This window comes from Mesorhizobium sp. M0184 (assembly GCF_040322215.1).
GTDB lineage: Bacteria > Pseudomonadota > Alphaproteobacteria > Rhizobiales > Rhizobiaceae > Mesorhizobium.
On sequence record NZ_JAMYSZ010000011.1, the window covers coordinates 77,322 to 97,346 of the forward strand.

The 20,025-nt window shown below is 64.2% G+C and carries 20 protein-coding genes; 13 read left to right on the forward strand and 7 right to left on the reverse strand.

Going from position 1 to position 20,025, the window contains the following annotated elements; genetic code table 11:
- Positions 1-79 precede the first annotated feature (79 nt).
- Positions 80-559 carry a type II RES/Xre toxin-antitoxin system antitoxin gene (gene parS, locus NKJ23_RS15650; RefSeq protein WP_502901439.1) on the forward strand — a complete coding sequence of 160 codons (480 nt, stop codon included), beginning with the start codon at positions 80-82 and terminating at the stop codon, positions 557-559.
- A complete protein-coding gene (locus NKJ23_RS15655) occupies positions 556-1,065 on the forward strand; it encodes an RES family NAD+ phosphorylase (protein WP_352680885.1) in 510 nt (169 codons plus the stop codon). The genes parS and NKJ23_RS15655 overlap by 4 nt, the downstream gene beginning before the upstream one ends.
- 56 nt (positions 1,066-1,121) lie before the next feature.
- On the opposite strand, the gene NKJ23_RS15660 is transcribed toward NKJ23_RS15655, so the two are convergent.
- On the reverse strand, positions 1,122-1,679 hold the full coding sequence (locus NKJ23_RS15660; protein ID WP_352680887.1) for a sugar O-acetyltransferase: 558 nt from the start codon (positions 1,677-1,679) through the stop codon (positions 1,122-1,124).
- A gap of 148 nt (positions 1,680-1,827) precedes the next feature.
- Here NKJ23_RS15660 and NKJ23_RS15665 point away from each other — a divergent pair, with 148 nt between their 5' ends.
- The 3 genes from NKJ23_RS15665 to NKJ23_RS15675 all read left to right on the forward strand — a co-directional run bounded on the left by NKJ23_RS15665 (position 1,828) and on the right by NKJ23_RS15675 (position 4,813).
- Positions 1,828-2,289 (forward strand): DUF4126 domain-containing protein, encoded by a 462-nt coding sequence (locus tag NKJ23_RS15665; protein ID WP_352680889.1) that lies wholly within the window; start codon positions 1,828-1,830, stop codon positions 2,287-2,289.
- Complete coding sequence (locus NKJ23_RS15670; protein ID WP_352680891.1) at positions 2,286-3,662, forward strand: FAD-containing oxidoreductase; 1,377 nt, start codon at positions 2,286-2,288, stop codon at positions 3,660-3,662. Before NKJ23_RS15665 ends, NKJ23_RS15670 begins: the two co-directional genes overlap by 4 nt.
- Positions 3,663-3,763: 101 nt before the next feature.
- Complete coding sequence (locus NKJ23_RS15675) at positions 3,764-4,813, forward strand: M14 family metallopeptidase (protein ID WP_352680893.1); 1,050 nt, start codon at positions 3,764-3,766, stop codon at positions 4,811-4,813.
- 14 nt (positions 4,814-4,827) lie between these two features.
- On the opposite strand, the gene NKJ23_RS15680 is transcribed toward NKJ23_RS15675, so the two are convergent.
- Positions 4,828-5,598: an isocitrate lyase/PEP mutase family protein gene (locus NKJ23_RS15680; RefSeq protein ID WP_352680896.1), complete on the reverse strand. Its 771-nt coding sequence runs from the start codon at positions 5,596-5,598 to the stop codon at positions 4,828-4,830.
- A gap of 320 nt (positions 5,599-5,918) precedes the next feature.
- On the opposite strand from NKJ23_RS15680, the gene NKJ23_RS15685 reads away from it, so the two are divergent.
- Positions 5,919-8,108, forward strand: coding sequence for an anthranilate synthase (locus NKJ23_RS15685; RefSeq protein WP_352680898.1), 2,190 nt, complete (start codon positions 5,919-5,921; stop codon positions 8,106-8,108).
- Positions 8,109-8,140: 32 nt separating this feature from the next.
- Positions 8,141-9,070 carry a cation diffusion facilitator family transporter gene (locus NKJ23_RS15690; protein WP_023679526.1) on the forward strand — a complete coding sequence of 310 codons (930 nt, stop codon included), beginning with the start codon at positions 8,141-8,143 and terminating at the stop codon, positions 9,068-9,070.
- Between the two features lie 211 nt (positions 9,071-9,281).
- Here the strand turns inward: NKJ23_RS15690 and NKJ23_RS15695 are convergent, their stop codons facing one another.
- A complete protein-coding gene (locus NKJ23_RS15695; protein WP_352680900.1) occupies positions 9,282-9,530 on the reverse strand; it encodes an antitoxin in 249 nt (82 codons plus the stop codon).
- A gap of 56 nt (positions 9,531-9,586) precedes the next feature.
- Entirely contained in the window at positions 9,587-10,669 is a 1,083-nt protein-coding gene (locus NKJ23_RS15700; RefSeq protein WP_352680902.1) for a hypothetical protein, read from the reverse strand.
- 101 nt (positions 10,670-10,770) lie between these two features.
- On the opposite strand from NKJ23_RS15700, the gene NKJ23_RS15705 reads away from it, so the two are divergent.
- The 6 genes from NKJ23_RS15705 to NKJ23_RS15730 all read left to right on the forward strand — a co-directional run bounded on the left by NKJ23_RS15705 (position 10,771) and on the right by NKJ23_RS15730 (position 17,393).
- The gene (locus NKJ23_RS15705) at positions 10,771-11,223 is read left to right on the forward strand and encodes a DsrE family protein (RefSeq protein ID WP_352450551.1); all 453 of its coding nucleotides are present in this window, start codon (positions 10,771-10,773) and stop codon (positions 11,221-11,223) included.
- Between the two features lie 171 nt (positions 11,224-11,394).
- The gene (locus tag NKJ23_RS15710; RefSeq protein ID WP_352450552.1) at positions 11,395-12,192 is read left to right on the forward strand and encodes an SDR family NAD(P)-dependent oxidoreductase; all 798 of its coding nucleotides are present in this window, start codon (positions 11,395-11,397) and stop codon (positions 12,190-12,192) included.
- 49 nt (positions 12,193-12,241) lie between these two features.
- Entirely contained in the window at positions 12,242-12,550 is a 309-nt protein-coding gene (locus NKJ23_RS15715) for a putative quinol monooxygenase (RefSeq protein WP_352450553.1), read from the forward strand.
- Positions 12,551-12,820: 270 nt separating this feature from the next.
- Positions 12,821-13,909 (forward strand): AbrB family transcriptional regulator, encoded by a 1,089-nt coding sequence (locus NKJ23_RS15720; protein ID WP_352450554.1) that lies wholly within the window; start codon positions 12,821-12,823, stop codon positions 13,907-13,909.
- A gap of 182 nt (positions 13,910-14,091) precedes the next feature.
- Positions 14,092-16,179, forward strand: a complete 2,088-nt coding sequence (locus NKJ23_RS15725; RefSeq protein WP_352680905.1) for a TonB-dependent siderophore receptor — start codon at positions 14,092-14,094, stop codon at positions 16,177-16,179.
- Positions 16,179-17,393 (forward strand): MFS transporter, encoded by a 1,215-nt coding sequence (locus NKJ23_RS15730; protein WP_352680908.1) that lies wholly within the window; start codon positions 16,179-16,181, stop codon positions 17,391-17,393. The genes NKJ23_RS15725 and NKJ23_RS15730 overlap by 1 nt, the downstream gene beginning before the upstream one ends.
- A 256-nt stretch (positions 17,394-17,649) precedes the next feature.
- Here NKJ23_RS15730 and NKJ23_RS15735 read toward each other — a convergent pair whose 3' ends face one another.
- The 3 genes from NKJ23_RS15735 to NKJ23_RS15745 all read right to left on the reverse strand — a co-directional run bounded on the left by NKJ23_RS15735 (position 17,650) and on the right by NKJ23_RS15745 (position 20,025).
- Entirely contained in the window at positions 17,650-18,726 is a 1,077-nt protein-coding gene (locus tag NKJ23_RS15735) for a siderophore-interacting protein (RefSeq protein WP_352680910.1), read from the reverse strand.
- Between the two features lie 189 nt (positions 18,727-18,915).
- Positions 18,916-19,230 carry a nuclear transport factor 2 family protein gene (locus NKJ23_RS15740; protein WP_352456430.1) on the reverse strand — a complete coding sequence of 105 codons (315 nt, stop codon included), beginning with the start codon at positions 19,228-19,230 and terminating at the stop codon, positions 18,916-18,918.
- A gap of 18 nt (positions 19,231-19,248) precedes the next feature.
- Entirely contained in the window at positions 19,249-20,025 is a 777-nt protein-coding gene (locus NKJ23_RS15745; protein WP_352680912.1) for an esterase family protein, read from the reverse strand.

The following is a 20,025-nucleotide window of genomic DNA, read 5'->3' on the forward strand; positions in this document are numbered from 1 at the left end:
CCTGTTCGTGCTTGAAAGGCTCTGCGTCATCTGTCATATATTAAAGCGACAGATGACGCGAAGAGGGCTCGCCGTGGCGATGGCATTGGAAAAGGCTGCGCCAGCAGCAAAAAACAATGAACTTCAGAAGGTGGCGAGATTGCTAGGCGGCAGCCGCATTCTGGCAAGGCGCCTCAGCAGCGCTTTGGATGCCCACGAGTTGCTTCTGCACGGCCTGCCGGCGTCAGCGCTGGACCATCTTATCGGGCAACTCGTCTTCATCCAGAAGACCGATTCGCTGGAGAAGGCCGTCGGCATGAGTCTGCGCACCTATCAGCGCCGCAAGGATGCTCCTTCCAAGCCTCTCAGTCAGGACCAGAGCGGACGCACCTGGAAGTTCGCGGAGATCCTGTCGAAAGCTACCGACGTGTTCGGTTCGCAGGCGGAGGCAGAGCAATGGCTGGAGCGCCCGGCGATTGGGCTCGACCAGCGTCGTCCAATCGACCTTCTAGCGACGCCGGCGGGGATCGAGCTTGTAGAAGACTATCTGGAACGGCTTGAATATGGCGTTTATGCATGACGCCGCTGCCGGCGGCGCTTGGTGGCTCCGACCTCATCGGATGGCGCCTCGATCAAGCCGCGTTTGCGCCTACATGGGATAGTGGCGAGGGCGCATGCAGGGTGGGCGGACGCTGGAACAGCAAGGGCGTGCGCGCCGTCTACTGCTCGATCGATCCGTCGACTGCGATCCTCGAAGTTGCGGTCCATAAGGGCTTCAGGGCGCTCGACACGATAGCGCATGTCATGACGGCAGCGATCGTCAGCGATGTCGCGGATGTGCATATCGTCGACCCCGCCGCCGTGCCCAACCCCAACTGGTTGCGCCCGGGCATTCCGAGCTCCGGGCAACAGGCGTTTGGCGACGATCTTCTGCAACGGCACCGGTTCGTGGTAATTCCGAGCGCCGTATCGCAGCATAGCTGGAACCTGATCTTCGACGCGAGCCTCGCCAGAGGGGCATACGCCATGAAGACCCAGGGGGCGTTTGCGCTCGACACACGGTTGCATCCACCTCCGGCCAAATGACACAGCCGCCCATGTCCATCAGAACGAGGACATGACCGGCGACAGAAGCACGGTGCTCAGCTGTTGCTGATTATCCGTGCCGGATTGCCAACCACCGTGGTGTTCGCCGCGACGTCGCGCGTAACCACAGAACCGGCGCCGACGATAGCGCCATCGCCGATCCTGACTCCGCCGAGGATGACGGTACTGCCGCCGATCCAGGCATTGTCGCCGATCTCGACCGGCTTGGCGATCTCCAGCCCTGCCCGTCGCCCGGCAGCCTCCTTGTGGTGCTCGGCGCAATAGATCTGCACATTCGGGCCGAGCAGCGTTCCCTTGCCGATGCGCACTGGCGCCGTATCGAGAATGATGCAGCCGGCATTGAGAAAAACGCGGTCGCCGAGAAAGATGTTGAAGCCATAAGCGCAGTGGAACTGCGCCTCGATCCGGGCGCCCTCGCCCGCAGCGCCGAGCAGCGTCCGCAATTCAGGCCCGATGTCGCGACGCTGCCGGGGCGGCAGGCTGTTGTGCTCGAACACCGCGTCTCGCGCCGTGATGCGCAACGCCTCCAGTTCCGGATCGAGGCAGCAATACCACTCGCCCGCCGCCATTTTCGTGCGTTCGCTTTCGGCCATGGCCGCAACTCCAGTCTCAATCTTTGCCAAAGCACAAGTGCTGCAAATACGGAAGCGCCGGCGGCGACACCACCTCTGGTCAAATACCGGACCTATGGTAGCTTGCTCTCTCGGACCTGTCCCAAGCCGGCCATCGAGGGGATCAATCATGCTGTACATTTTTGCACTCCTGATTGGCATCGTTGCCGGGCTTCGCGCCATGACCGCGCCCGCCGCCGTCGCCTGGGGCGCCTGGCTTGGCTGGTTGCCGGTCGCGGACACGTGGGCGAGCTTCATGGGCCACTGGATCGCCGTCGGCATCTTCACCATCCTGGCCATCGCCGAACTGGTCACCGACCAGCTGCCCTCGGCGCCGAGCCGCAAGGTCCCGCAGCAATTCGGCACGCGTATCGTCTTGGGCGCTTTCACCGGCGCGGTGATCGGAGCGACCGGCGGCGCCACCATCGGCGGCCTGATCGCCGGCGCCATCGGCGCGGTGATCGGCACGCTGGGCGGCGCCGAGGCGCGTAAACGCCTGGCCGCCGCCTTCGGCAAGGACCCGCCCGCCGCCTTCATCGAGGACGCGGTGGCGATCGTCGGCGGGCTTCTGATCGTGGCGGCGGCGGCATGACGGCAAAGACATTCGACGCCATCATCGTCGGTGCCGGGCAGGCCGGGCCACCGCTCGCCGGCAGGCTGAATGCGGCCGGCATGAGCGTGGCGCTGATCGAGCGAAAGCTGGTCGGCGGCACTTGCGTCAACACCGGCTGCACGCCGACCAAAACGATGGTGGCAAGCGCCTATGCCACGCATCTCGCCCGCTCCGCCGCGGATTACGGGGTGACGCTATCCGGTCCCGTCGGCGTAAACTACAAGGCGATCAAGGCGCGCAAGGACAAGGTCTCCAACGACGCCCGCGGCAATCTCGAAGACTGGATTGCCGGCATGGACAAATGCACGCTCTATCGCGGCCATGCGCGCTTCGTAAGCGCCAACACGGTGCGCGTCGGCGACGATCTGCTGAGCGCCGAAAAGATATTCCTCAACACCGGCGGGCGCGCCTCGGTGCCCGACCTGCCCGGCATCGACGGCATTTCTTACCTGACCAATTCCTCGATGATGGATCTCGACGTGCTGCCGCGCCATCTCATCGTTGTCGGCGGCAGCTACGTCTCGCTCGAATTCGCGCAGATGTTCCGCCGCTTCGGTTCCGAAGTCACGGTCATCGAAAAAAGCCCGCGTCTGATCGGTCGCGAGGACGAGGATGTCTCGGACGCCATTTTGTCGATCCTCGAAAACGAAGCCATTGCCGTCCATCTCGGCGCCGACGACATCCGCTTCGCCAGGCGAGGCAACGAAATCGCCGTGACCTTCTCGCCAGGCAAGGCGGCTGCGGTCGGCTCGCATGTGCTGCTGGCGCTCGGCCGCACGCCAAACACCGACGATCTCGGCCTCGACAAAGCCGGCGTCGAGGTCGACAAACGCGGCTTCATCGTCGTCGACGACCAGTTGCGCACGAGCGTGCCCGGCATCTGGGCGATGGGCGACTGCAACGGCAAGGGCGCCTTCACCCACACCTCGTACAACGATTACGAGATCGTCGCCGCCAACCTGCTCGACAATGATCCGCGCAAGGTCAGCGACCGCATCGAGGCCTATGCGCTCTATATCGACCCACCACTCGGCCGCTGCGGCATGACCGAAGCCGCGGTAAGGAAATCCGGCCGCCGCGCCCTAGTCGGCCAGCGGCCAATGACCCGCGTCAGCCGTGCAGTCGAAAAAGGTGAGACGCAAGGCTTCATGAAGATCCTGGTCGATGCCGACACCAGGGAGATCCTCGGCTGTTCGGTGCTCGGCCCGGGCGGCGACGAGGCGGTGCACTGCGTGCTCGACCTGATGTATGCCAAAGCGCCGGTCAGCACGCTGGCGCGCGCCGTGCACATCCACCCGAACGTCTCGGAGCTTCTGCCGACCATCGCCCAGGAACTCAAGCCGCTGGTGTGACGGCCGGGTAGAATCGTGCGCCCATGGCGGCGCCGGCTGGACCAATCGACAGCCCAGCGGCAAAAGGGCATGTGTTCCGCCTCTTCTCCCGGAGGCATCCCATGCAGAAGTCCATCGAACGCGTCGCCGGCGACAGCGAAGGCGTTTCCTACGAATTCCCCGTCTTCCGCTTCGCCGGAACGGACAAGACGGCGCCTTCCGTCTATCTGCAGGCGGCACTTCATGCCGGCGAATTGCCGGGCGTCGTCGCCATCGACACGCTGATGCCGAGGCTCAGCAAGGCGGAAGCCGAAGGCCGCATCACCGGCAACATGACCATCGTGCCCTGGGCTAATCCGATCGGCCGCGCGCAATATCTTTACGGCGACCATCAGGGCCGCTTTCATCTGGGCACGCGCACCAATTTCAATCGCGGCTTTCCGCGGCTCGCCGCGCCCGACCTCACGCTGCTGCCGGCGCACGGCACAGTCGACCAGCGGCTGAAAACGCGGCTGCTGCAGCTCTCCATCGGCCACGACATCGTGCTCGACCTGCATTGCGACGATGAGGGCCTCGCCTATCTTTACGTCCACACCAGCCTGTGGCCGGCCATGGCGGATTGTGCAGCGGCCATGGGCGTCGATGCGGTGATGCTGTGGGACGAAGACCCCGACGGCACCTTCGAAGGCGCCTCGATCATGCCGTATCAGAACGTTCCCGCCGACGTCGCGTGCCTCGACCGGCGCGTCGCCACCACCGTCGAATATCGCGGCATACTCGATGTCGACGGCGCCCTCGCCGGCGCCGATGCCGAAGGGCTCTACCGGCTGCTGGTGGCGCGCGGCGTCATCCAGGACCAGGCGCTGCCCGCGCCTGGCAGCTTCGTTGGGCTCGTCGCGCCGCTCGAAAACATCGAGATGATGCCGGCGCCCCGCTCGGGCGCGATCCTTTACGACGTGAAACCGGGCGACCGCGTCACCAAGGGTGCGCGCCTTGCCACCATCGTCCACGCGCCCGGCGAGCCCGACGGCCGCACGGAAGTGTTGGCGCCGCAGGCGGGCCTCATCCTGACGCGGCGTTCCCGCCGCATCATCCGCGCCGGCGAAGACCTCTTGAAGCTGGTCGGCGACGGGACGAGCGCCGATGCAAGGTCGGGAACGCTGGAGGACTGACGCACCCCGCCAGGCTACCCCGAAATCGCCTGTCGCGCCTTGGCCTCCAGCCATTCGGCCATCTGCCGGTACGGCACCGGACCATGGCTCACGCGGGCGACGCCGAGTTCGGCAAGCCTCTGGCGCGGCGGCACATGCGCCAGGGCAATGATGTTGACCGGCAATGCCGTTGCCTCGCAGAGCGACTCGATCAGGCCTTCATCGGCAAGCCCCGGCGCAAAGAAGCCATGCGCTCCGGCCCTTTCGTAGGCGTGCGCCCGCTCGATCGCCTGATCGAGAAGAGCCTTGTCGTGCGCATTCGGTTTAGTCTTCAGGAAAATGTCGGTTCGGGTGTTAATGAAGGCCGGAATACCCGACGTCTTCACCGCCGCTGCAGCCGCTTCGATCCGCCTCACCTGTATGGCGATGTCGTGCAGCCCACTGCCGCCGACGATCTGATCCTCGAAATTAAAGCCGACGGCTCCAGCCTGCACGGCGAGCGTCACGCTGCGGGCGACAACCTCCGGAGCGACCCCGTAACCCCCCTCGAGGTCCATGGTTACCGGCACATCCACCGCCGCAACGATGCGTTTGATGTTTTCGAGCGCCAGTTCCAACGGGATTTTCTCGCCATCGGCGAATCCGAAAGCGGCCGCGACCGGCCAGCTTCCGGTGGCGATGGCCTTGGCCCCTGCTTTCTCGATGATCTTGGCGGAGCCTGGGTCCCAGGCGTTGTAGAGGACAATCGGGTTTCCCTTGACATGGAGGGAATGGAACGTCCGTGCGCGGTCGAACTGCTGGGTCATTTGATGTTTTCCCGTCTTCCTGCTGTTTGATGCAGAGTCTAGGCAGGACTGCCGGTCTTGGCCATGTGCCATGGGTTGCGAAAGCGGCAGCCACCCCACAGACTTTCAAACCTGTTGCGCATACCGCTTTTCGCGGCTATGGATTTCGCCATGAATATGCGTTCGATCAAGACCATTTGGTGGTGGGCTCGCTGACAGCGGCCTGTTCGAACGCGTTCGCGTGACAATAGAGGGTGGCCGCAGCGGAATGTCCGGGCGGCCATTTGTTTTTTCAAGCCATTCCCGGGTCCGTTGCCCCAAAGACGCTGATGGAGACGGCAATGACGACGAAAATTCTGGAGAATGGCGCCGAGCGCTTGGTCACGGCGGGTGGCGTGGCGATTACCCGCCAGCGCCATGACCGGCCTTACGAGGGGGCGATCGACGGCTATGTCGATGGGCTGAATTCGCGCCGCGGCGCCGTGTTTTCCTCGAATTACGAATATCCCGGCCGCTATACGCGCTGGGACACCGCCATCATCGATCCGCCGGTGGTGATCTCGGCACGCGGCCGCGCCATGCGCATCGAGGCGCTGAACCGTCGCGGCGAGGTGCTTTTGCCGGTGATCGGCACGGTGCTTGCCGGCCTTGACGACGTAACGATCGCCGAGACGTCCAACAAACTCATCCGCCTCGAGGTCGCCAAGCCCGATCGTATCTTCACTGAAGAGGAACGCAGCCGCGTTCCCTCCGTCTTCACCGTGCTGCGCGCCATCACGGCTTTGTTCAAGACCGAGGAAGACGCCAATCTCGGCCTCTATGGCGCCTTCGGCTACGACCTCGCCTTCCAGTTCGATCCGGTCGACTACAAGCTCGAGCGCAAGCCAAGCCAGCGCGATCTCGTGCTGTTCCTGCCCGACGAGATCCTCGTCGTCGACCACTATTCGACCAAGGCCTGGACCGACCGCTACGACTATTCCGGCGATGGCTTCTCGACCGAAGGCCTGCCGCGCGACGAAATCGTCGAGCCGTTCAGGACCGCCGACCGCATCCCGCCGCGCGGCGACCACGAGCCCGGCGAATATGCCAAGCTGGTGCGCAAGGCGATGAAGAGCTTCGAGCGCGGCGACCTGTTCGAAGTGGTGCCGGGGCAGATGTTCTACGAACGCTGCGAAACCCAGCCCTCCGAGATTTCCCGCAAGCTGAAGAGCATCAACCCTTCGCCCTATTCCTTCTTCATCAATCTCGGCGAGGGCGAATATCTGATCGGCGCCTCGCCGGAAATGTTCGTGCGCGTCAACGGCCGTCGCGTCGAGACCTGCCCGATCTCCGGCACCATCAAGCGCGGTGACGACGCCATCTCCGACAGCGAGCAGATCCTGAAGCTGCTCAATTCGAAGAAGGACGAATCCGAACTCACCATGTGCTCGGACGTCGACCGCAACGACAAGTCGAGGGTCTGCGAGCCGGGCTCGGTGCGCGTCATCGGCCGCCGCCAGATCGAAATGTACTCCCGCCTGATCCACACCGTCGACCACATCGAGGGGCGGCTGCGCGAAGGCATGGACGCCTTCGACGCCTTTCTGTCGCATGCCTGGGCGGTCACCGTCACCGGCGCGCCGAAATTATGGGCCATGCGCTTCATCGAGCAGAACGAGAAGAGCCCGCGCGCCTGGTATGGCGGGGCGATCGGCATGGTCAATTTCAACGGTGACATGAACACCGGCCTGACGCTTCGCACCATTCGCATCAAGGACGGCATCGCCGAGGTGCGCGCCGGCGCCACGCTGCTCTTCGACAGCATTCCCGAGGAAGAAGAAGCCGAAACCGAACTGAAGGCATCCGCCATGCTCTCCGCCATCCGCGACGCCAAATCAGGCAATGCCGCCAGCACCGAACGCAGCACCGCGCGTGTCGGCGACGGCGTCAACATCCTGCTGGTCGACCACGAGGACAGTTTCGTCCATACGCTCGCCAACTATTTCCGCCAGACCGGAGCCAACGTCTCGACGGTGCGCACGCCGGTGCCGGACGAGATCTTCGACCGGCTGAAGCCAAACCTGGTCGTGCTGTCGCCTGGCCCCGGCACGCCGAAGGACTTCGACTGCGCCGCCACCATCAAGCGGGCCCGTGCGCGCGACCTGCCGATCTTCGGCGTCTGCCTCGGGCTGCAGGCGCTGGCCGAGGCCTATGGCGGCGAGCTGCGCCAACTGCACATCCCGATGCATGGCAAGCCGTCGCGCATCCGCGTGTCGAAGCCGGGCATCATCTTCTCCGGCCTGCCCAAGGAGGTGACGGTCGGCCGCTATCATTCGATCTTTGCAGATCCGGTGCGGCTGCCCGATGGTTTTGTCGTCACCGCCGAGACCGAGGACGGCATCATCATGGCCTTCGAGCACCGCAAGGAGCCGATCGCCGCAGTGCAGTTCCACCCGGAATCGATCATGACGCTCGGCCACAATGCCGGCATGCGCATCATCGAGAACATCGTCGCGCACCTGCCGCGCAAGGCCAAGGAAAAGGCCGCTTAATTCGAGGGCTCAGTGTTGGGATCTTTTCCCCAGTGACCGCGGCGGAAATCAAAGCCGCCGCCAGGCAGAAGGTCGCCAGCCTCGCCTTCTGGTCGATCGTCGTCGCCTGCGTCGTGCTCGGCCTGAAGCTGGTGGCCTGGTACGTCACCGGTTCGGTCGCGCTTTATTCGGACGCGCTGGAATCGATCGTCAACGTCATTGCCTCTGCCGCCGCCTATTGGGCGATCCAGGTCAGCTACAAGCCAGCCGACCAGGACCATCCGTTCGGCCACCACAAGGCCGAGTATTTCTCGGCCGTCCTCGAAGGCGTGCTGATCGTGCTTGCCGCCTTGCTGATCCTCAATGAGGTCTGGTGGTCCTGGCAGCATCCCGCCCTGCTGGAACAGCCATGGACCGGCCTTGCCGTCAATGGCGTCGCAACGGTCATCAACGCTGTCTGGGCTCTGACGCTGATCCGCACCGGCCGACGCGAAAAATCGCCGGCTCTCGTTGCCGACGGCAGGCACATCATGACCGACGTGGCGACCTCGGTCGGTGTGTTCATCGGCCTGGTCGGCGCCGTACTGACCGGCTGGCAGGTTCTCGATCCAGCTCTTGCGGTGATCGTGGCGCTGAACATTCTGTGGCAGGGCTGGCACGTCATCGGCTCGTCGATGAACGGGCTGATGGACCGCGCCGTCGACACCCAGGAACATATCCGCATACGCGACATCATCTCGGCCAATTGCAAGGGCGCGCTCGAGGTCCACGACCTGAAGACGCGCATCGCCGGCCGCGCCACCTTCATCGAGTTCCACCTGGTCGTCGACGCCGACATGTCGGTCGGCGCCAGCCACGTCATCTGCGACCGCATCGAAGACGCGCTGCAGGCCGAAATCCCTTCCGTGCGGGTCATCATCCATGTCGAACCCGACGACGAAGCGAAACTGCCCAAAGGCACGACGGCCGTGCCGTTCGCGTGAGGTGGCGTCGCGGAGAAAAATCGCTCAGTGGTGATCCTTCGCGCCCCCCTCTGTCCTGCCGGACATCTCCCCCTCAACGGGGGAGATTGGATGTCGCTTTGGCTTTCGCCAATCTTCAAAGAAGAACGCTGTCGGTGAAGCTGCCGATCTCCCCCCTTGAGGGGGAGATGTCCGGCAGGACAGAGGGGGGCGCGAAGGATCGCTGCAGCTCTCATTCCGAGCCGCTGCACGCCATGGATTCCAGGGCCTGATCCGACGAACTTTCCAACGCTGCCTCCGCGAAATCGTCGTCAACCGGACCTATCACTCTGTCCAGCCAAGCCCAATCCTGGGCAAGAGGCTCGAATATGACGCTCTGGCCGTGGCGGCGGATCAAAACCTCTTCGGTGTCGAAACGGTACTCCTTCGGCAAGCGCACCGCCTGCGAGCGGCCGGACCAAAACCCCTTTGTCTTGCGCATTGCATCCACCTCCTCGTCACATTCGGCTAATTTCGAACCGGGGATCCGAACTACGATCAAGGCCCGCAGGCAGCCTGCGGCATCGGCTCCAGCCGGTAGACCTTGTCGTCGGACATTGTGTCGCCCTCCGCCGAACACAGATCGATGATCGGCAGGCCGCTGTTCGGGTTGGCCAGCATCATCGTGCCGTTGGCGCCGCGGCGAAGGAAGACCTCCCTTTGCGCGATATCGCAGGACGCAGCACCCGTCTTCGCGCTCGCCGCGCAGCGCCACTGGTCGCCCTCGCCCTGACAGTTATAGACCTGCGTGACCTTGGCCGATTTCTGCCGCGTGGTAACCGAAACGGCGATATCGGCGCCGCTTGGCCAATTGGCCGGATCGCCCTCCTTGGCGAAAGACGCCAGCTCGACCGGTCCGCGGAACACCCTGATCGACTGGGTCAGCTGGTCTGGATGCGAGCCGAGATGCGCGGCATCGTAGTCGCGTCCGTAGCAGAAGGGCTGGTCCGGCTTCAGCCGCTCGCGCAATGGCGCGCCAAGGGCCGGGTCGATCGGGTCGATGCGCGCGAACTCCGCCTTGCAGGTGGCGGCCGGCATCGGGTCGAGCCTGAAGCCGTTGTCGTCCTTGCCCAGCGCCTGCCTTTCGTACTCCGCCTTGCCGAGCTCGTCTTCCGACCCGGCGTCGAGATAGAGATCGGGCTGCACGTCCGAGACGATCAGCCGGCCTTTGTCGTCGACCTTCAGCGAAGCCATGGTGCGATCGCAGTCCATGCCGCAGCGGATCGGGCCGGACTTGCCGTCCTCCGACTCATGACTGCACCAGCCGCCGAGCCATTCCGGCGCCTCGGCGCCGCGCACCGTCGTCGCCATGAAGCCATTGTAGGAGGAATCGATGCCGGTGCTTGGCTCCTCGTTTGGTCGGCTGACCGGATCGCGGCCGTAATAGAAGAAGATGCGCGCCACCTTCTGCTGCGGATGCGACTTGAGATGCGCGGCGTCGTAGACGCGGCCGAAGCACGCGTCCTTGCCGTCGGGGCTGAGCTCGGTGAGTTTGAGCGTGTCGTCCGCGAAAGCAGCACCGGCGACGGCGGCAAGCAAGGCAACCCCAACTCCGGCGCCCATCACGGTCCTTGATATCATGCTGGCTCCCCCTGCCCCGACAAGACGTGGCTTCAATTTATGCTAGGATCGAGGTCGAGGCCACGCAAATTGCGCCGGCCGGCCAAATGGGAGATGAAGCCATGCGACGCCGCGATATTTTCCGCGTCGGTCTTGCCGGAGCCGCCGGGCTTTTCGGGCTGCGCCCCACCAAGGCGGCAGCCATTGAAGTCAAGGCCGTCGAAGAGGAAAGGCAAAAGGTCGCCTATCACCTCAGCGATCTCGACAAGGTCAATTTCGTGCTCGGCAACATCAAGAACCACTTCGAAGGCACCGACGGCAAAGTCGACATCGCGCTTGTCGTGCACGGCCCGGCACTTGCCGCCTTCAAGTCGAAGGGTATATCGGCCGCCATTTCCGGGCGGTTCGCCGGCCTTGTCCAGGATGGGCTCAGCCCGCACGCTTGCGCCAACACCATGCACGGCATGGATATCGGCCTGGCCGACCTGCTCGACGGCTTCCATGCAGCCGACAGGGGCGGCGTCGTCAAGCTCGCCGAATTGCAACGCCAGGGCTACGCCTATCTCAGGCCATAGGGCAATTCCAGGAAAAGTGTGAAACGGTTTGCCGTCCGGAATTGCGTCAAGACAAAGAGGGAGCGGTTCGCCGTTTCCGTGAAACGGTGAACCGCCCTAAACTTTTACGGACTTGAACGCGAGGACTGCGAGGGCCTACGAAGAGCAGGCAGAGTCCCCGGAGGAATAGACGTGCCAGCCACCACCACCCTTGTCAGCCCCTCTCTCGTCATCCCCGACCTTGCCGGAAAGGCGGTCCTGGTCACCGGCGCCTCGACCGGCATCGGCGCGGCGCTCGCACTCGCCTACGCCGCGCAGAAATGCCGCGTCGCACTGCATTACAATTCGAGCCGCGCGGCTGCCGAAAACCTGGCCGCGACCATTCGCAACGGCGGCGGCGACGTGTTCCTCGCCCAGGGCGATTTCTCGATTCCCGCCGATGTCGAGCGCGTCGTCGAGGACAGTGCGCAACATTTCGGCCGGCTCGACGGCCTCGTCAACAATGCCGGCGGCATGCTCGGCCGCGTGGCCTATGCCGAGCAGACCGAGGCGCATTACGACGCGGTGATGGACCTCAACGCGCGTTCCGTGCTGACAGCTTCGCGCAAGGCAATCCCATGGCTGAAGCGGCAGGGTGGCTTCATCGTCAACACCTCCTCGATCGCCGCGCGCAACGGCGCCGGCGGCGGCGCCGGCCTGTACGGCTCGGCCAAGGCCTTCGTCTCCAACGTCACGCGCGGCATGGCCAAGGAGCTGATCGGTTTCAACATCCGCGTCAACGCGGTGGCGCCCGGCACGATCGCGACACCTTTCCACGAGCGCTACTCGACCGACGACCAGATGAAGGGCATGATCGCCACCATCCCGCAGGGCCGCGCCGGCACCGCCGAGGACTGCGTTGGCGCCTATCTGTTCCTCTCCTCCGATCTGTTGAGCGGCTACATCACCGGCCAGGTGATCGAGGTGAATGGCGGGCAGTTGATGCCGTAGACGGCGAACTGCATACTCCTGGTTGCGTCATCTCAACGGAGCAAAGCGAATGTACGGACTGATCGGCAAGATGCGGGCGATGCGCGGCCAGCGTGACGCAATGATGGATATCCTGCTCGCCAGCACCGGCGCCATGCCCGGCTGCCTGAACTACATCATCGCCACCGACCCGGCCGATGCCGACGCGATCTGGGTGACCGAAGTGTGGACCGACGCCGAAAGCCACAAGGCTTCGCTGCAGCTGCCCGAAGTCCAGGCGGCAATCGCCAAGGCACGGCCGATCATCGCCGGCTTCGAGTTCCAGGTGGAGACGCATCCTGTTGGCGGGTTCGGGTTGCCGGCGGTGAAGGCGGGATAGAGGGAGAGGCCTATGGGACAGTGCCCCCCTCTGGCCTGCCGGCCATCTCCCCCTCAAGTGGGGAGATTGGCAGCTTCGCCGACAGCGCTCTTTTTTGGAGATTGGCGAAGGCCGACGTGACATCCAATCTCCCCACTAGAGGGGGAGATGTCCGGCAGGACAGAGGGGGGCGCGAAGGATCGCTGCGGATGGTTGGTGCCATTACCACCCAAGCCCTTTTCCGCGCAAAAAGGGTTCGCATTTTTTCGCCACCGGTCTAAGAGCCCATCTATGGATTCTTCCCCGAACCCGCCGGCCATCGAGCATCTGGCGCGGATCCACAGGGCCTGGCAGTGGCCGGTCCTGGTGGTGGTCTCGGTGCTGTTTGCCGGCGCGCTGGAACTCGCCGCCCTGCCCGCCGCGCTCTTGATCGGACCGATGCTGGCGGCCATCGCTGCCGGCACCAACGGCGCCACGGTGCGCGTGCCGCGGGTTCTGTTCGGCTCAGCCCAGGCGGTCGTCGGCTGCCTCGTCGCCAGTTCCATCTCGGCCGATATCTTTCCCGTCTTCTACAAGGAATGGCCGCTGTTCCTTGGCGTCGTGATGGCGACGGTCGCGGCATCCAGCCTGCTCGGCTGGCTGATCAGCCGCTGGCGCATCCTGCCCGGCACCACCGCGGTCTGGGGCTCGTCGCCGGGCGCCGCTACCGCCATGGTGCTGATGGCCGGTGCCTTCGGCGCCGACCAGCGCCTCGTCGCCTTCATGCTTTATTTGCGCGTCATCTGCGTCTCGATGACGGCAGCCCTGGTGGCCAAGCTTTGGGTCGACACCTCAGGCATCGAGGTGCCGGCCATCGTCTGGTTCCCGCCGGTCGACCCGCAAGGCTTGGCCGCAACATTCGGCGTGGCGCTGGTCGGCGGCCTCGCCGGAAAGCTTTTCCGGCTGCCGTCGCCGTTTTTCCTCGGCACCTTCATTTTCGGCACCGTGATCCATCTCGGGCTCGGCGTGACCATGCAGTTGCCACCCTGGCTGCTTGCCTTGAGCTATACGATGATCGGCTGGAGCATCGGCCTGAATTTCACCAGGGCCATTTTGCGCCACGCGGCCCGCGCGCTGCCGCAGATCGTCGGCTCGATTATTGCCCTGATCGTCTTTTGCGGCGGCCTCGCCTTCCTGATCAGCCGCCTGCTCGGCATCGATCCGCTGACCGCCTATCTGGCAACCAGCCCCGGCGGCATGGACAGCGTCGCCATCATCGCCGCCGCCGCGCAGCATGTCGACATCTCCTTCGTCATGGCGCTGCAATCGGCACGCTTCCTGATCGTGCTTCTGGTCGGCCCAAGCGTGGCGCGGCTGGTGGCGAGAAGCCTCAAACCATAGCAGCTTGCCTCTCCCTGATTGGCAGCTGGTTTTCCTGAAACCGGTCGCACTTTGCTGTCGCCGACCGTATCGGGCCAGCACCCGCACGAGCTCAAAAAATAACTTGACTCAAATACTCAGATTTGAGAGCCCCTTCCGTCAATGTACGGAAGAGTGGAGACGAGTTGATGCGGAAACGGACGATGACATGGCTCCTGGGGATATCACTGCCGGGCAGCATGGCCCTGCTCGGCCTGTCCGGGCCGGCTCACGCCCAGGACCAGGGCGGCGTCACCGTTCTCAACAAGATCGAGGTCGATGCCGAGAGCGACGAGATCCTCGTGCAGGACGGCTACGTCGCCAAGAAGGACCGCATCGGCACCAAGACCGACACGCCGATGGTCAAGATTCCGCAAGCCGTTTCGGTTGTGACGCAAAAGCAGATCGAGGACCAGAAGCCACGCGCGCTGAACGAATCGCTCGGCTATGTCGCAAGCGCCAATCCGAACAGCTTCGGCTTCGACACCCGCTATGATGCCTTCTTCCTGCGCGGCTTCCAGGCCTTTTACAACGGTATGTTCCGCGACGGGCTGCGCCAGTACAACGGCCCCTCGGCCTGGTTCAAGACCGAGCCCTACGGCATCGAGGGCATCACCATCCTGAAGGGTCCGGCCTCCTCGCTTTACGGCATCAGCGGTCCGGGCGGCATCGTCAATCTGGTCACCAAGCGCCCCAAGGAAGAACAGTTCCGCGAAGTCGAAATGCTGCTCGGCGCACACAATCGCTTCCAGGCCGCACTCGACGCTTCCGGCCCGGTGAACGAAGATGGCAGCGTCCTCTATCGCTTCACCAGCCTCGGCCGCACCAGCGACACCGACCTGGTCGGTTATCCCGACGACAAGATCTATCTGGCGCCGGCAGTCACCTTCAAGCCGGATGAGGACACCAAGCTGACCATCCTCGGCGAATATTCGAAATCCGTCACCGGCGCCACCGCTGCATTTTACAATTCGGGCGGCGCTCTGACGCACCTCTATGAGGGCGATCCCGCCTGGAACGACTTCGACCAGACCCAGGGCCGCATCGGCTACGAATTCGAGCACCGTTTCAACGACGTGCTGACGGTCCGGCAGAACCTTCGCTACAGCGCCGTCGACGCCGACATCGAATATAGCGGTCATTACCCGGCCGGCGTGGATCTGAAACGCTATTGGGGCCACTACACCGAGACCATGAAGAACTTCGTCGTCGACAACATGGCGCAGTTCGAATTCGATACCGGCCAGGTCAGGCATACGGCGGTAGCCGGCATCGATTACGCCTGGTCGAACTATGACGCCGGCAACGGTATCTCCTACGTTTCCGTCGACGACATCAAGGCCGCTCCGGTTCCTTACTCTGGCGGGCAGGAGATGAACCAGCTCGGCGCCTACCTGCATGACCAGATGGAGTGGAACGATTTCACCCTGTTCGCCAGCGGTCGCTACGACTGGGCCGATACCACCTCGACCGCCGCCGACTTCACCAAGTCCAAGCAGGACGACAGTGCCCTTTCCGGCCGGCTCGGCCTGTCCTACCAGACCGAATGGGGCATCACGCCCTATGTCAACTATTCGACGTCGTTCTCGCCCAATATCGGCTTCGTCTATGACGATGTCAGCAGCCCCATCGGTCGCGTCGCCCGTCCGACCATCGCGACGCAAAAGGAAATCGGCGTCAAATACGAGTTTGCCGATTACAACGCCGCCGTCAGCGCCGCTCTGTTCGACATCGACCAGAAGGATGGCGTCGTCTTCGACGCCTCGACCGGCATCAACAAGCAGCGCCAGCTCGACCTGAACTCGCGCGGCGTCGAACTGGAAGCCAGCGCCTCGCTCGACAACGGCCTCAGCATACTCGCCTCTTACACCTATCTGCGCGTGAAAATCGAACGCGGCGCCACGGGAACCGCAGGCAAGGAACTGTCGGCGACGCCAAATCACATCCTGTCGCTCTGGGCGCAGTACCAGTTCGAGGACGGCACGCTGCAGGGGCTCGGGCTGGGCAGCGGCGTTCGCGTTGCCGGCTCGAGCTATGGCGACGACACCAACACCTTCAAGAACGACGCGCGCGCCTTCGTCGACGCCTCGCTCTCCTACGATTTCGGCTACCGCAATCCCAAACTCGAGGGCGTGAAGCTGCAGGTCAACGCCAAGAACCTGTTCGACACTCAAAAATCCATCTGCTCGGCCGGCTATTGCTACCGCGACGAGGGCCGCTCGCTGTTCGCCAGCCTGCGCTACCGCTTCTGATGTCGATCGCCGTTTCCAGCCGGGCATCGACGCCTGTCGCGATCGTCCTGGCGATCGGCGGGCTCTACGTCGCGCAGAGCGTAATCGGCGGCATCACCTGGGCGGGCCTGCCGGCGGTGATGCGCGACCAGGGCCTGCCGCTCGACCGGATCGGCCTGGTTTCGCTGATCGCGCTGCCATGGGCGCTCAAGTTTCTATGGGCGCCGGCCGTCGAGCGCTATCGGCTGCCGCCGGTCGGCAAGAACCGCACCGGCACGATCGTCGCCGCCGGTGGGCTCGTGTCCATCGCCGGGCTGTGGGCCGTCGGCGCGCTCGGCCCGGAGGCCTGGTGGCCTGTCCTGGCCTGCCTGACCATCGTCGCCTTCGCCGCCTCGACGGTCGACATTGCCTGCGATGGTTTCGCCGTGCAGAGCCTGGCCAGGGAAAACCACGGCTGGGGCAATGCCGCGCAGGTCGGCGGCGCCTACCTCGGCTCGGCCATCGGCGCCGGCCTGTTTCTGCTTCTGGTCGACGCTTATGGCTGGCGCATCGCCGTTTGGGCGATGGCCTTGCTGCTCCTGCCGCTCGGTCTGCCCTTCCTGCTCGGCGCGGCCAGCCGCGCGCGCGAGGAGACGCGCGAGCATGTTCCCAGCCTCCTCGACGCGCTGAAGCGTCCCGAAATTCGGCGCGGCCTGGCAGCGTCGGCCATCTATGTCCTGGCCCAGAAGGCGGCACTCGCCATGCTCGGACCATTCCTGATCGACGCAGGGCTAGACCTCTCGATGGTCGGACTTGTCAACGGCGTCGGCAGCATGTTCGTCGGCCTGGCTGCCGCACTCGCCGGCGGCGCTCTCGTCAAATGGTTCGGCCCGCGCAACGTGCTCGTCCTGGCGCTTTTCCTGCAGGCCGGATCGCTGTTCTTCTTTTCGGTCTTCGATTTTCTTGGTGGCTTCTCGACCACCGCTTTGATGGCCATCGCGGTGCTCAGCTCGTCCGGCTTCATGGCTCTCGGTTTCGTCGCGCTTTACGCGCAGTTCATGCGCTGGTCAGATCCAAGACAGGCGGGCGTCGACTTCACGCTGTTCCAGTGCATGGACGCACTGATGAGCATGGCCGGCGGGATCGCGGCCGGCTACGCCGCGCAGTATTTCGGCTATGGCGCGTTCTTCGCCGGCGCTGGCCTCGTCGCGCTGCTGGCGGCCCCGGCGATCGCCTTCTTATCCGACCGCCGCTGACCCCGCCGCCCTCGTGCAGCAGGGGAATCGCATATGGAAGTTTGGGGCATTTGCCAGGCCGCGTACCCCCACCCCTAACCCCTCCCCACAAGGGGGAGGGGGACGATGCCGCTGCTGTTTCGGCTAGAATCGTCGAAGTTTGCCGCTGAGTGGCGCTGCCGCAAAAGTTCCCCTCCCCCTTGTGGGGAGGGGTTAGGGGTGGGGGTCTTCTTCGCAAGAATCCATATGCGATCCTCTGCCCCCGAGGGACGGTGCACTATTCTTCGCCACCGTCCGCCGCTTGCGCCCCGCGGCGCCAGTAGGCGGTGACCAGGTGCCGGTCGCGCGGCACACCCCATTCCTTGCGGACGATCCTGCGGATCTCGCGGAAATCGCCGAACTCGCATCCGGCCCAGACATAGAGATTGTCGGCAAGCGCGGTCCGGCTCCGCTGCCGCAGCACCGCCGGTAACAGGCTGGCTGTGCCAGCCTCGCGCCCATGCCGATAGAGCCAGGTGACAGCGACGGTCTCGCCTGCGGCCAGCGCGATCCGGTCGTCCGGGCCGTCGACCTCGATGAACGCTTCGGCGCGGGTTGACGGCGAAAGCTGCTCCAGCATCCTGCCGATCGCCGGAAGCGCGGTGTCGTCGCCGAGCAGCAGCAGGTTTTGCGCCTCGGGCACGCCGCCGCCACCGGGTCCGATCATGGCGATTACCTCGCCGGCAACCGCCTTTTCGGCGAAAGCGGCCGCCGGCGTATCCATACCGGGGTGGAGGACGAAATCGACATCCAGCCAGCCACTTGCGGCATCCAGCGCCCGGATCGTGTAGACCCGCACGACGAGCGCGTCCTCGCCCGACGGCCAGACCATCAGGCCGTCGGCGCCCATCGACGGCCACACCGGCAGCCTGCCGCGCGGCGGCAGCAGCAGCCGCACATGCAGGCCGCCACGGCCAAAGCGGCCGAGATCGTTGCCGGTGAAGCGGACGCGCTGCATATGCGGAGAAATCCGCGTCGAGGACAGCACCGTGATCTCGCGGAAGAACACCGGCGTAGCGGCATCGCTGCCGTCGCCCTGCCAGGCGATGCCCCTGGTCGTGCCGAGATGTTGCGAAAAATGGCCGGCGACCGCCATCTTCATGTAGGACAGGCAGGTCTGGTCCTCGGCCGCGACGCTGATCAGCACGCTGTCGTCACCGAGCGTCGCCTTCAACGAGCCGTAGTGCGTGCGAAATTCCCAATGATCGGCAAGGCCGGTATCGATCTCGGATTCGCCGTGCTCGGCGCGCAGCCTGTCCATCACCGACCGGATGGCGGCACCGCTGATCCGGGTTTGCGCACTCAATTGCTCCATCGCTCAGCCTTTCGGTGCCATTTGAACCGCCATACGGCGTCCTCGCCACGCCGGAATGCCACAGCCGGCCTGGCGTTTCCACTAAAAGATGATAAACAGAGTCATGTTTTTTGCATCAAGCCAATGAGTCCCGCGCGAGCAACGGCGGCCGTGTCGGCGAGGTGGCCTAAAGAGCCTTCAAAATATCCTTCAGCTGATCACCAGGCTTGAGATGCGGTCGCCGTCCAGGGTGAACGCCATGTCGCCCTCGCCGTCGAAGCCGTTGCCTGTGACGGCAATGCGGACGTGATAGGTCTCGCCCGCCGGTTCGATACGAATGATGCTAAGTTTGGACTGCACGCCGATATTGTCCGACTGGTTCCAGCGCGCAATCTGCTCGCGGCCCTTGAACGACCGGCCCCAGTCGCTCAGGAAGGCATCGGGCGTGAACGTCTCGAGGAAAGCTTTGGTGTCGCCGGCATTGGTGGCTTCGACAAAGCGGCGGATGGCATCGGGCGTAGTCATTTCCTTCCCCCAGGTGGCCTAATCCAGCCGGTGCATCAGATCGTCGTCCAGCCAGCGGGCGAAGAAATAGACCAGTTGCTTGTGCCACCACGGCCAGTCATGGGCGACATCGCCGCCCCAATAGTCGACCCAGGCCGGAATCGACTTGTCACGCAGGATCTGTTCCAGCGCCTGCGTATCGGCCAGCATCCGTTCCTCCCAGGCACCCTGCCCGCAACAGAAGATCAGCCGCAGCGCCTTCAGCCTGACAAGCAGCCCCGGATCGACGATACCCGGCAGGTAGTCGAGCGGCGAGTTGAAGAAAATCTGTCCGTCGAGCGCGCTGCCGAAGAAGTCGTGGGTCGAGTAAACCCCCGACAGCGCGATGACGCCGCTGGCCAGTTCCGGAAAGCGGAAGACGAAATTCGACGAATGGTAGCCGCCCATCGAGCAGCCGCAAAACAGCGGCTTCAGCGTACGCCCGCCATTGGCCTCGGCTGCGACAGACAGGAGTTCCGGCAGCGCCTCGTCGCGCACATAGCGGAAATACGCTTCATGCCGGGCGATGCGATGGGCCGGCTCGGCATGGCGGTCGAAGAAGGATTCCGCATCGATGCCGTCCAGCGTGAACAACTGGATGCGACCGGTGTCGACGAACTCGGCGAGAGCCGAGACCGCGCCGGAATCCTCGAATTGGTAGAACCGCCCTTGCGAAGTCGGGAACACAACCACGGGTCGGCCGGCATGGCCGTAGCGCTTGTATTCCATGTCGCGGCCGAGGTTGCGGCCAAAACCCTTGTGGTAGGAAACGTCCAT